Consider the following 12,086-nt stretch of genomic DNA (forward strand, 5'->3'; position numbering starts at 1 on the left):
ATGGTGCCGATCTCTCGAACTATGTCTCGGCCAACATCCAGGACGCGATCGGAAGGGTCGATGGGGTTGGCGATACCACGTTATTCGGTGCGCAATATGCCATGCGGATATGGCTCGATCCCGACAACCTGATCGCCCTGGACGCCGACACCGGCAAAGAGCTGTGGAAGAACGCAATAAACGCCAAGTCGGCGGTATGGCAGCGTTGCCGAGGCATGGCGTATTTCGATGCCACCGCGCCGATCGCACAGCCGACCCAGCCGAACAGCTCGCCGATCATCGCCGCCAGCGTGGCAGCCGGTGCGCAGTGCCAGCGTCGCTTGCTGACCAACACCATTGATGCGCGCCTGATCGCCGTGGATGCCGACACCGGTAAATTCTGCGAAGACTTCGGCACCCACGGCCAGGTGGATCTCAAAGCCGGGCTGGGCGCTGTACCCGACAGTTATTACCAATTGTCCTCGGCACCGTTGATCGCCGGCACCACCGTGGTGGTCGGTGGCCGCGTGGCCGACAACGTGCAGACCGACATGCCCGGTGGCGTGATCCGTGGCTTCGATGTGATCAGCGGGCAAATGCGCTGGGCCTTCGACCCGGGCAATCCGGACGACAAACAAGCGCCGGCAGCAGGCAGCACCTATGTGCGCAGCACGCCCAACAGTTGGGCGCCGATGTCCTATGACCCGCTGATGAACACCGTGTTCCTGCCGATGGGCAGCTCGTCCACCGATATCTATGGCGTGGAACGCACCCAGTTGAACCACAAATACGGGGCTTCCGTGCTGGCGCTGGACGCCTCCACCGGTGCTGAAAAGTGGGTGTACCAGACCGTCCACAATGACCTGTGGGACTTCGACCTGCCGATGCAACCGAGCCTGATCGACTTCACCCCACCGGGCAGCGACAAAGCCGTACCGGCGGTGGTGATCGGCACCAAGGCCGGGCAGATCTATGTGCTCGACCGCGCCACCGGCAAGCCGCTGACCGACGTGCAGGAAGTGCCGGTCAAGGCGGCGAATATCCCCAACGAACCGTACTCGCCAACCCAGCCAAAATCCCTGGGCATGCCGCAGATCGGCGCGCAGACCCTGACCGAGTCGGACATGTGGGGCGCCACGCCTTATGACCAGTTGCTGTGCCGCATCGACTTCAAAGGCATGCGCTACGACGGCCTGTACACCGCGCCGGGCACCGACAAATCGCTGAGCTTCCCCGGCTCCCTGGGCGGCATGAACTGGGGCAGTATTTCCACCGACCCGGTACACGGTTTTATCTTCGTCAACGACATGCGCCTGGGCCTGTGGATTCAGATGATCCCATCGCAGAACAAGGCCCAGGCTACGTCCGGTGGCGAAGCGCTGAACACCGGCATGGGCGCGGTGCCACTCAAGGGCACGCCGTATGCGGTGAACAAAAACCGCTTCCTGTCGGTGGCCGGCATCCCGTGCCAGGCGCCGCCATTCGGCACCCTCACCGCCATCGATATGAAGACCCAGAAAATCGCCTGGCAAGTACCGGTCGGCACCGTGGAAGACACCGGCCCCCTGGGCATCCGCATGCACCTGCCGATCAAGATCGGCCTGCCGACCCTCGGCGGCACGCTGTCGACCCAGGGCGGCCTGATCTTTATCGCCGGCACCCAGGACTTCTACCTGCGCGCCTTCAACAGCGGCAACGGTGATGAAATCTGGAAGGCCCGCCTGCCCGTCGGCAGCCAAGGCGGCCCGATGACCTATGTGTCGCCGAAAACCGGCAAACAGTACGTCGTGATCACTGCCGGCGGTGCGCGCCAGTCCACCGACCGTGGCGACTATGTGATCGCCTACGCCCTGCCATAACCCTGCCCTTTCGCGCGGTACCCCCGTACCGCGCGTTGTGTTTTTGGAAGACCACGCATGCCTCCTGCTTCTCACTTTTTACCCAACAACCTCGTTGGGCGCCTGCTGCTGGGCCTGGCGTTTGGTGCTGCCCTGCCCGCCCAAGCCGATGACACCACCCTGACCGGCGACTGGGGCGGCCTGCGCCGTGAACTCGACGAGCAAGGCGTTCGCTTCACCGGCGACTACAGCGGCGAAACCGCGTACAACGCCCACGGCGGCCTACACCGTTCGGCACGCTACTCGCAAAACATCAAGCTGGGCGTGCAGTTCGACCTGGGCAAGTTGTACGGCTTGAACAACGGCGACCGTATCCAACTGACCATCAACGACCGGCGCGGCAACAGCGCTTCCGAGGACCTGGTAGGCAACCGCCTGCCGATCCAGGAAAACTACGGCGGCCTCTACACCCGCCTGACCGAGTTGAGCTACGAGCGCACGCTGTTCACCCCGGCGTTGAACCTCAAGCTCGGTTATATGGCGATGGGCAACGACCTGGGAGGCTTGGACAGCGGCATCCTATGCAACTTCATGAACGCCGGTTTCTGCGGGCACCCACTGAACATGTCCGGCGGCAGCGGCTGGACCAACTACCCGAATGCCCGCCTGGGCGCGCGGGTGAAATACGACTTTTCGCCGTCCTGGCAACTGCGCGTGGCCGCGTTCAACGTGGACCCGCAGAGTAATGGCAACTCCAGCCGCGCCTGGAAGCTGAGCCCCAAGCACACCACCGGCACGGTGGTACCGATTGAGTTGGTGTACAAACAGGCCGGCACGCTGCCGGGTGAATACAAGCTGGGCTATTACTACGACAGCTCCGATGTGAAACGCATCGGCAGCACTGAGAAGGTCAGCGGACGCGGCGGTCACTACCTGCTGATCGACCAGGCAGTCTGGGCCTCCAGCGCGTCGGCAGGTCGCGTGCTGCACGCCTTCGGCCAATACTCCGCGGCCAGCGAAGCGGCCTCGCCGTTCACCAAGTGGTATGGCGCGGGCGTCGTGCTGTACAAACCATTCGAAGACCGGCCACGCGACACCCTCGCCCTGGGTTATGGCCGCGCCGTGCAGAACCCGCGCAGCCGCGATGTGCAGGAGCTGGCCGCCTTCAACGCCGGTACCAGCTACCCCAACCTCGACAACGCCGAACAACTGATCGAACTCAGTTACGGCTACCAGGCCACGCCATGGCTGAACCTGCGCCCGGATGTGCAATACATCCTCGAGCCTGGGGCGTTTTCCGGTAAGGACATCGACAACGCACTGGTGCTGGGCTTGCAGGTCAAGGCGGTGTTCTAGGCCACGCCTTGCTGATACTCCCGCGGCGTGCAACCAAATTCACGGCGAAACACCGTATGTAGGTACTGCGCCGACTTGAAGCCGCACTTCGCCGCAATATCAGCAATCGCCAGTTCGTGGCTTTCCAGGCCCTTGGCGGCGGCGGCGAGTTTGAAGCGCAGGATCTCGTCATGCACGCTGCACCCGCGCTCCTTGCGAAAGTGCGCTTCCAGGGATGAGCGCGACACGCCGACATAAGCCGCCACCTGCGCGGTCTTGATGCCCTGGCAGGCGTACTGGCGGATAAACAGCAGCGCCTGCATCACATACGGATTGCCCAACGGCTGATGCAAGCTGGAGGCCTGCACATTGATTGCCTCCGGCGGTACCAGGATCTGCGTGCCGGTGCAGGGTTTGCCGTGCAGCATCTGATGCAACAACGCGGCGGCCGTGCGGCCCATGGTTTCCGTGCCCTGGATCACCGAACTCAGCGGCACCCGCGTGAGGGTGCGGGTCAGCGGGTCGTTGTCGATGCCGATCAACGCGACCTCCTCCGGCACGGCGATACCGGCAGTCAGGCAGGCTTGCAGCAGTTGCCGGGCGCGGGCGTCGGTGACAGCGATGATGCCGATGGGTTTGGGCAGGCTGTGCAGCCAGGCGATCTGCTGCTCCACCGCGCTGTCCCACAACGGCGCGCTGGTGCCCAGGCCGCGATACACCTCCACCGGCAAGCCGTCGCGTTGCAGCAGATGCTTGAAGGCCTTTTCGCGCTCTTGGGCCCAGCGATTGGCCTCGGCTGGCGGCAGGCTGAAACAGGCAAACCGGGTCAGCCCGGCTTCGATCAGGTGTTCATACGCCAGCTTCATCAGCGCATGGTTGTCGGTGGCCACATAGGGAATGCCCTCGGGGTAGGCGCGCGCATCCTCATAGGAACCGCCCACCGCCACCACCGGCAACTTAATGTCGGCCAGCGCCTCGCCGATCAGCGGGTCATCGAAGTCGGCAATGATCCCATCGCCCTGCCAGCGCTCGATACCGCGCAGGCGACAGAGGAAATCCTCCTCGAGGAACAAATCCCAGGACGCGCGGGTGCTGCTCAGGTAATTGCCGATGCCGGTGATGATGCCGCGGTCGTAGATTTTGCTGCCGTTGAACAACAGCGCGATGCGGTGGACGGGCGGTAGGGTTTTCATTGTTTTTGTCCGAAGGCCAGTGGCAACAGACTAGCCCCCGCCACTCAAAATCGCACTACACCTTGGTGATTTTCATAACCAGCAGGCCAGGTGCCGTTGCTAGTATCCAGACACCGCCAAGAACAATAAGGAACACGCCATGCCGTACTTCCCCGGTGTCGAGAAGGTTCGCTTCGAAGGCCCCAACAGCGACTCCCCCCTCGCCTTTCGTCACTACGACGCCAACAAACTGATCCTCGGCAAACCGATGCGCGAGCACCTGCGCATGGCCGCGTGTTACTGGCACACCTTCGTCTGGCCCGGCGCCGATATGTTTGGCATGGGCACCTTCAAGCGCCCGTGGCAGCGCAGCGGCGAGCCGATGGAAGTGGCCATCGGCAAGGCTGACGCGGCCTTTGAGTTTTTCTCCAAGCTGGGCATCGACTACTACAGTTTTCACGACACCGACGTTGCGCCGGAAGGCAGTTCGCTCAAGGAGTACCGCAACCACTTTGCGCAGATAGTCGACCACCTGGAGCGCCATCAGGAACAGACCGGTATCAAGCTGTTGTGGGGCACCGCCAACTGCTTCAGCAACCCGCGTTTTGCCGCCGGCGCCGCGAGCAACCCGGACCCGCAGGTGTTTGCCTACGCCGCTGCCCAGGTGTTCAGCGCGATGAACGCCACGCTGCGGCTCAAGGGCGCCAACTATGTGCTGTGGGGCGGCCGTGAAGGTTATGAAACCCTGCTCAATACCGACCTCAAGCGCGAGCGCGAACAGCTCGGGCGCTTTATGCGCATGGTGGTGGAGCACAAGCACAAGATCGGGTTCAAGGGCGACCTGCTGATCGAACCCAAACCCCAGGAGCCGACCAAGCACCAATACGATTACGACAGCGCCACGGTGTTCGGCTTCCTGCATGAATACGGCCTGGAACACGAGATCAAGGTGAATATCGAGGCCAACCACGCGACCTTGGCCGGGCACAGCTTTCATCATGAGATCGCCACCGCCGTGTCCCTGGGGATCTTCGGCAGCATCGACGCCAACCGTGGCGACCCGCAGAACGGCTGGGACACCGACCAGTTCCCCAACAGCGTCGAGGAAATGACCCTCGCGACCTATGAAATCCTCAAGGCCGGCGGCTTCAAGAACGGCGGCTACAACTTCGATTCCAAGGTGCGCCGCCAGAGCCTGGACGAGATCGACCTGTTCCACGGCCACGTCGCCGCCATGGATGTACTCGCCCTGGCACTGGAACGCGCGGCGGCAATGGTGCAGAACGATCGGTTGCAGCAGTTCAAGGACCAGCGCTATGCCGGTTGGCAGCAGCCGTTGGGCCAGGCGGTACTGGCCGGCGAGTTCAGCCTTGAGTCCCTGGCCGAACACGCGTTTGCCCACGAGTTCAACCCGCAGGCGGTGAGTGGTCGGCAGGAGATGCTTGAAGGCGTGGTCAATCGGTTTATCTACACCTGACAGCAAACAGCTTTGTGTGGCGAGGGAGCTTGCTCCCGCTGGGGCGCGAAGCGGCCCTGAAAAATGGGACTGCTGCGCAGTCCAGCGGGAGCAAGCTCCCTCGCCACCTTTACAGTGTTCGCCTAGAGTCTTCGCACAGTGTCTTTCCAACAACAATAAAAGGACGCACCACCATGAAATCATTCACACGCACGCTGCTCGCCAGCGCCCTGGCCCTGCTCGCCCTGCCGGTGATGGCCGATTCCGCCCATCCGAAAATCGGTTTTTCCATCGACGACCTGCGCCTGGAACGCTGGGCCCGCGACCGTGACTACTTCGTCGCGGCGGCGGAAAAACTCGACGCCAAGGTCTTCGTGCAGTCGGCCGATGCCAACGAGCAAAAGCAGATATCCCAGATCGAAAACCTGATTTCACGCGGCGTCGATGTGATCGTGATCGTGCCGTTCAACGCCACCGTGCTGACCAACGCCGTCGCCGAAGCCAAGAAGGCCGGGATCAAGGTCGTGTCCTATGACCGCCTGATCCTCAACGCCGACATCGACGCCTATATCTCCTTCGATAACGAAAAGGTCGGCGAAATGCAGGCCAATGGCGTGCTGCAGGCGGCGCCCAAGGGCAACTACTTCCTGCTCGGCGGCGCGCCCACCGACAACAACGCCAAGGTGCTGCGCGAAGGCCAGATGAAGGTGCTGCAACCAGCCATCGACAAGGGCGATATCAAGATTGTTGGCCAGCAGTGGGTCAAGGAATGGAACCCGACCGAAGCCCTGAGCATCGTCGAAAACGCCCTGACCCGGAACGACAATAAGATCGACGCAATTGTCGCCTCCAACGACGCCACCGCCGGCGGTGCGATCCAGGCCCTGGCCGCGCAGAAGCTGGCGGGCAAGGTGCCGATCTCCGGGCAAGACGCCGACCTCGCCGCCGTCAAGCGCGTGATCGACGGCACCCAGACCATGACCGTGTATAAGCCGCTCAAGCTGATCGCCACCGAAGCCGCCAAGCTCTCGGTGCAGCTTGCACGCAATGAAAAGCCCACCTATAGCTCGCAATACGACAACGGCAGCAAGAAAGTCGACACCATCCTGCTCACCCCGACCCCACTGACCAAGGCCAATATCGACCTGTTGGAGAAGGACGGGTTCTACACCAAAGAGCAGATCGGCGGGCAGTGACCGCCATGGCTGACTACCTGCTGCAAATGAACGGCATCGTCAAAAGTTTTGGCGGTGTCAACGCGCTCAATGGCATCGATATCAAGGTGCGGCCGGGGGAATGTGTCGGCCTGTGCGGCGAGAACGGTGCCGGCAAATCCACCTTGATGAAGGTGCTGTCGGCGGTTTATCCGCATGGTACCTGGGAGGGCGAAATCCTCTGGGACGGGCAGCCGCTCAAGGCCCAGTCCATCAGCGAAACCGAGGCCACCGGCATCGTCATCATTCACCAGGAACTGACCCTGGTGCCGGACCTGTCGGTGGCCGAGAACATCTTCATGGGCCACGAACTGACGCTGCCCGGCGGGCGCATGAACTACCCGGCGATGCTGCACCGCGCCGAAGCGTTGATGCGTGAACTCAAGGTGCCGGACATGAACGTCGCGCTGCCGGTGTCGCAGTACGGCGGCGGCTACCAGCAACTGGTGGAAATCGCCAAGGCCCTGAATAAGCAGGCACGGCTGTTGATCCTCGACGAACCTTCCTCGGCCCTGACCCGCTCGGAAATCGAGGTGCTGCTGGACATCATCAAGGGGCTCAAGGCCAAGGGCGTGGCCTGCGTGTACATCTCCCACAAGCTCGATGAAGTGGCGGCGGTGTGCGACACCATCACGGTGATCCGCGATGGCAAACACATCGCGACCACGGCCATGGCCGACATGGACATCCCGCAGATCATCACGCAGATGGTCGGGCGCGAAATGAGCAACCTCTACCCCACCGAGCCCCATGAGATCGGCGAGGTGATGTTCGAAGCACGCCACGTCACCTGCTACGACGTCGACAACCCCAAGCGCAAACGCGTCGACGATATTTCCTTCGTGCTCAAGCGCGGGGAAATCCTCGGCATTGCCGGGCTGGTCGGCGCCGGGCGTACCGAGTTGGTGTCGGCACTGTTCGGCGCCTACCCGGGCCGCTACAGCGCCGAGGTGTGGCTGGACGGCCAACGGATCGACACGCGCACGCCGCTCAAATCGATCCGCGCCGGGCTGTGCATGGTGCCCGAGGACCGCAAGCGCCAAGGCATCATTCCCGACCTGGGCGTGGGCCAGAACATCACCCTGACCGTACTCGATACCTATGCGCACCTGACGCGCATCGACGCCGAAGCAGAACTGGGCAGCATCGACCAGCAGATCGCACGCATGCACCTGAAGACCGCCAGCCCGTTTTTGCCGATCACCAGCCTGTCCGGCGGCAACCAGCAAAAGGCCGTGCTCGCAAAAATGCTGATGGCCAAGCCCAAGGTGCTGATCCTCGACGAGCCCACGCGCGGGGTGGATGTGGGCGCCAAGTATGAGATCTACAAACTGATGGGCGCGCTGGCGGCCGAAGGCGTGGCGATCATCATGGTCTCCTCGGAGCTGGCCGAAGTGCTCGGCGTGTCCAACCGCGTGCTGGTGATCGGCGACGGCCAGTTGCGTGGGGATTTCATCAATGCAGGCCTCACCCAGGAACAGGTCCTCGCCGCCGCGCTCAGCCAAAATAATAATGATCGGAAGACCGCTTAGATGAATCAGCTCAAACAGCTGTTTACCCGCTACAAAATGCTCGCCCTGGTGATCGCCGTGGCGTTCATCTGGCTGTTTTTCAGTTGGCAGACCGAGGGCGGTTTCCTCACGCCGCGCAACTTGTCCAACCTGCTGCGGCAGATGTCGATCACCGGGATTCTGGCGTGCGGCATGGTGCTGGTGATCATCAGCGGCGAGATCGATTTGTCGGTGGGTTCGTTGCTCGGGTTGCTCGGCGGGCTGGCGGCGATCCTGGATGTGGTCTATCACCTGCCGCTGCTGGCCAACCTCAGCCTGGTGGCGTTGTGCGGGTTGATGATCGGTTTGGCCAACGGCTACATGACCGCTTACCTGCGCATTCCGTCGTTTATCGTCGGCCTGGGCGGCATGCTGGCGTTTCGCGGGATTCTGCTGGGCATCACCGGCGGCACCACGATTGCGCCGGTGTCGCCGTCGCTGGTGTATGTGGGCCAGGGGTATTTGCCGCATGCGGTGGGCATCGGCCTCGGGGTTTTGCTGTTGGCCCTGACCCTGTTCTTGACCTGGAAACAACGGCGCAACCGCGCACTGCACGGGCTGGCCGCGCATTCGTTGATGCGCGATGTACTGCGCGTAGGGGTGATCGGCGCGGTGCTGGCCGGGTTCGTCACCACCCTCAACAGCTACGACGGCATCCCGGTGCCGGTGCTGCTGTTGCTGGTGCTGCTCGGCGTGTTCAGCTACGTCACCAGCCAGACCGTCTTCGGCCGCCGCGTGTATGCGGTGGGCAGCAACATGGAAGCCACGCGCCTGTCGGGCATCAACGTGCAGGCGGTGAAACTGTGGATCTTCGGCATCATGGGCGTGATGTGCGCCCTCGCCGGCCTGGTCAACACCGCCCGCCTCGCCGCCGGTTCACCGTCGGCGGGCAACATGGGCGAACTCGACGCCATCGCCGCGTGCTTTATCGGCGGCACCTCCATGCGCGGCGGCTCGGGCACGGTGTATGGCGCGTTGCTCGGGGCGTTGGTGATTACCAGCCTGGATAACGGCATGTCGATGCTGGATGTGGACAGTTACTGGCAGATGATCGTCAAGGGCAGCATTCTGGTGCTGGCGGTGTGGGTGGATGTGAGTACGCGGGCGGGCCGGCGATAAACCCCATTCTCCCATGTGGGAGGGGGCACCCCGATGGCGGAGGGTCAGCCAAGTCATTGTCGACTGAGCCACCGCCATCGGGAGCAAGCTCCCTCCCACATGGACCGCATTTCATTGGAGTTAGTGGCATTTGGTCACGGTTTGTAAAGGGCCAGCAAGCCGTGTCGCTTTAAATTGCAGGACGTTTCCTAGACAATCTGCGCCGCCTTGTGCCTGTTGGAATCGATGGCTAGTCTGCGGTCCGTCACTGCCAAATCAGTGATCGGGTTTAGTCGCCCGGATTCAGAACAGGCGCATGGTCCCATGAAGCTCAATGGTGGCTGTGCGCAGGGCGCCTTCGGGCGCGCCGGGTTCCTGTTCTGACCGGTCGACTAACCTGCGTACAGCCGCCACCTTCGTTTAGTCGCGAAGAGTGCCGTCTCCTTGATCAGACAGGAGTTTCACCATGACCAAAGCCCTACCCGACCCACCCATCGATCCCACCAAAGACCGCGCTGCCTTCAACCGTGCCATCGACCATTACCTGCCCACCCAAGGTTTCCACGCCGTCAACGAAGACCTGAGCTTCGAAGACGCCCTGCTCTACACCGCCAGTTTGCTGGACAGCGCTTCGGCGACTGCGCTGGATTGTGGGGAGCTGCTGGAGAAACCGGAGCGGGCGAAGATCCTCGCGGTGTGGCATTTACTGGAAATCGCCAAGACCACGGTGGACCGCTCCATCGAGTGCCTCAGGCCCACGAAGACCACTGCCTGACCACGGGCAAAAAAATGTGGGAGGGGGCTTGCTCCCGATGGCGGCGGGTCAGCCAAGTCGTTGTCGACTGACACTCCGCCATCGGGGGCAAGTCGAACCGTCGCACCGCCCCTCCCACATTGACCGCATTCCATTGTTTGAGCGGCGGTGTGGGTGAATGTGAGTACGCGGGCAGGTCGCCGATAAACCCCATTCTCACCGACACCGCATAACCTCTGTGGGAGGGGGCTTGCTCCCGATAGCGGTGGTTCAGGCACTCATGCAGTGACTGCCACTCCGCCATCGGGGGCAAGCCCCCTCCCACATGGGTTTCTCTGTGCTCCTTAGGCTGTCATTTGGAGACGGGCATCGCAAACTCCGCACCTTGCTCAATGCTCTCCGACCAGCGCTGCATGATCGACTTCTGCTTGGTGTAGAAGCGCACCCCTTCGGTGCCGTAGGCATGCATGTCGCCGAACAGGCTTTTCTTCCAGCCACCAAAGCCGTGCCAGGCCATCGGCACCGGGATCGGTACGTTGATGCCGACCATGCCCACTTCGATACGCCGCGCGAATTCGCGGGCGATGTTGCCGTCGCGGGTGAAGCAGCTGACGCCGTTGCCAAACTCGTGGTCGTTGACCAGCTTTACGGCCTCGGCAAAGTCATTCACCCGGACACAGGCCAGCACCGGGCCGAAGATTTCTTCGCGGTAGATGCTCATCTCTTTAGTCACATGGTCGAACAAGGTCGCGCCGAGCCAGAAGCCGTTTTCCAGGCCCGGTTCGGTCGGCACGTAATCACGCCCGTCGAGCAGCAGGTGCGCGCCGGCCTGGACGCCTTGTTCGATGTAGCCGCTGATGCGTTCCAGCGCGGCGCGCGAGACGATCGGGCCCATTTCGGCCTTGAGGTCGCGGCCGTCGGTGATGCGCAGGGTCTTGGCCCGCTCGGTCAGGGCGGCGATGACTTTGTCACCGACATCGCCCACCAGCACCGCCACCGAGATCGCCATGCAGCGTTCGCCGGCACTGCCGTAGGCCGCGCCCATAAGCGCGTCGACGGTGCGCTCGATGTCTGCGTCGGGCATCACCACCATGTGGTTTTTCGCGCCGCCCAGGCCTTGGACGCGCTTGCCGTGGCGTGCGCCGGTTTCGTAGATGTATTGGGCAATCGGCGTCGAGCCGACAAAGCTCACGGCCTTGACGTCCGGGTGCTCGATCAGCGCGTCCACCGCTTCCTTGTCACCCTGCACCACGTTGAACACGCCTTTGGGCAGGCCGGCTTCACGCAGCAGTTCGGCCATGAACAGCGCGGCGCTCGGGTCGGTCGGGCTAGGCTTGAGGATGAAGGTGTTGCCCGCCGCGATGGCGATCGGGTACATCCACATCGGCACCATCACCGGGAAGTTGAACGGCGTGACGCCAGCGACTACACCCAGGGGCTGGCGCATCGTCCAGTTGTCCATGCCACGCGAGACCTGATCGGAATGTTCGCCCTTGAGCAGGTTGGGAATGCCACACGCGAACTCGAGGATGTCGATGCCACGGTCGACTTCGCCCTGGGCATCGGTAAAGACCTTGCCGTGTTCGGCGACGATAATGCGCGCCAGGTCGTCCTTGCGTTCGCGCAGCAGGTGCAGGTATTGGAACAAGACGCGGGCGCGGCGGATCGGCGGGGTGTCGGCCCAGTCGGC

9 protein-coding genes are annotated in these 12,086 nt (G+C 62.6%); 7 read left to right on the plus strand and 2 right to left on the minus strand.

Annotation, left to right across the window (positions count from 1 at the left end; genetic code table 11):
* Together L9Z73_RS16075 and L9Z73_RS16080 are read left to right on the plus strand one after the other, a co-directional pair.
* On the plus strand, window positions 1–1,838 hold a 1,838-nt coding region (locus tag L9Z73_RS16075; protein WP_247402760.1), incomplete at its 5' end, for a membrane-bound PQQ-dependent dehydrogenase, glucose/quinate/shikimate family.
* 57 nt (window positions 1,839–1,895) lie between these two features.
* Window positions 1,896–3,173: a carbohydrate porin gene (locus L9Z73_RS16080; RefSeq protein WP_247402762.1), complete on the plus strand. Its 1,278-nt coding sequence runs from the start codon at window positions 1,896–1,898 to the stop codon at window positions 3,171–3,173.
* Here the strand turns inward: L9Z73_RS16080 and L9Z73_RS16085 are convergent.
* The gene (locus tag L9Z73_RS16085) at window positions 3,170–4,345 is read right to left on the minus strand and encodes a XylR family transcriptional regulator (RefSeq protein ID WP_247402765.1); all 1,176 of its coding nucleotides are present in this window, start codon (window positions 4,343–4,345) and stop codon (window positions 3,170–3,172) included. The two genes, L9Z73_RS16080 and L9Z73_RS16085, sit on opposite strands and share 4 nt — an antisense overlap.
* Before the next feature lie 139 nt (window positions 4,346–4,484).
* Between L9Z73_RS16085 and xylA the strand changes: the two genes are divergently transcribed.
* From xylA to L9Z73_RS16110, 5 genes are all read left to right on the plus strand, one after another.
* Entirely contained in the window at window positions 4,485–5,801 is a 1,317-nt protein-coding gene (gene xylA, locus L9Z73_RS16090; RefSeq protein ID WP_247402767.1) for a xylose isomerase, read from the plus strand.
* Between the two features lie 173 nt (window positions 5,802–5,974).
* Entirely contained in the window at window positions 5,975–6,976 is a 1,002-nt protein-coding gene (gene xylF, locus L9Z73_RS16095) for a D-xylose ABC transporter substrate-binding protein (RefSeq protein ID WP_247402769.1), read from the plus strand.
* A 5-nt stretch (window positions 6,977–6,981) separates the two neighbouring features.
* Complete coding sequence (gene xylG, locus L9Z73_RS16100) at window positions 6,982–8,526, plus strand: D-xylose ABC transporter ATP-binding protein (protein ID WP_247402772.1); 1,545 nt, start codon at window positions 6,982–6,984, stop codon at window positions 8,524–8,526.
* Window positions 8,527–9,663 carry a sugar ABC transporter permease gene (locus L9Z73_RS16105; RefSeq protein WP_247402774.1) on the plus strand — a complete coding sequence of 379 codons (1,137 nt, stop codon included), beginning with the start codon at window positions 8,527–8,529 and terminating at the stop codon, window positions 9,661–9,663. It abuts the gene before it with no gap.
* 445 nt (window positions 9,664–10,108) lie between these two features.
* Window positions 10,109–10,417 carry a DUF6124 family protein gene (locus L9Z73_RS16110; protein ID WP_017847906.1) on the plus strand — a complete coding sequence of 103 codons (309 nt, stop codon included), beginning with the start codon at window positions 10,109–10,111 and terminating at the stop codon, window positions 10,415–10,417.
* A 331-nt stretch (window positions 10,418–10,748) separates the two neighbouring features.
* On the opposite strand, the gene L9Z73_RS16115 is transcribed toward L9Z73_RS16110, so the two are convergent.
* Window positions 10,749–12,086 (minus strand): CoA-acylating methylmalonate-semialdehyde dehydrogenase (locus L9Z73_RS16115; protein ID WP_247402776.1); only part of this gene is annotated, 1,338 nt, incomplete at its 5' end.

The sequence above is a fragment of the Pseudomonas emilianonis genome (assembly GCF_023072625.1).
GTDB classification, from domain to species: domain Bacteria; phylum Pseudomonadota; class Gammaproteobacteria; order Pseudomonadales; family Pseudomonadaceae; genus Aquipseudomonas; species Aquipseudomonas paraveronii.

What these genes read in the sequence shown, in the direction of transcription:
- L9Z73_RS16080 (WP_247402762.1), top strand. Translation starts at nt 1,896, where the DNA reads ATGCCTCCTGCTTCTCACTTTTTACCCAACAACCTCGTTGGGCGCCTG.
- xylF (WP_247402769.1), top strand. Translation starts at nt 5,975, where the DNA reads ATGAAATCATTCACACGCACGCTGCTCGCCAGCGCCCTGGCCCTGCTC.
- xylG (WP_247402772.1), top strand. Translation starts at nt 6,982, where the DNA reads ATGGCTGACTACCTGCTGCAAATGAACGGCATCGTCAAAAGTTTTGGC.
- L9Z73_RS16110 (WP_017847906.1), top strand. Translation starts at nt 10,109, where the DNA reads ATGACCAAAGCCCTACCCGACCCACCCATCGATCCCACCAAAGACCGC.
- L9Z73_RS16105 (WP_247402774.1), top strand. Translation starts at nt 8,527, where the DNA reads ATGAATCAGCTCAAACAGCTGTTTACCCGCTACAAAATGCTCGCCCTG.
- L9Z73_RS16085 (WP_247402765.1), bottom strand. Translation starts at nt 4,345, where the DNA reads ATGAAAACCCTACCGCCCGTCCACCGCATCGCGCTGTTGTTCAACGGC.
- xylA (WP_247402767.1), top strand. Translation starts at nt 4,485, where the DNA reads ATGCCGTACTTCCCCGGTGTCGAGAAGGTTCGCTTCGAAGGCCCCAAC.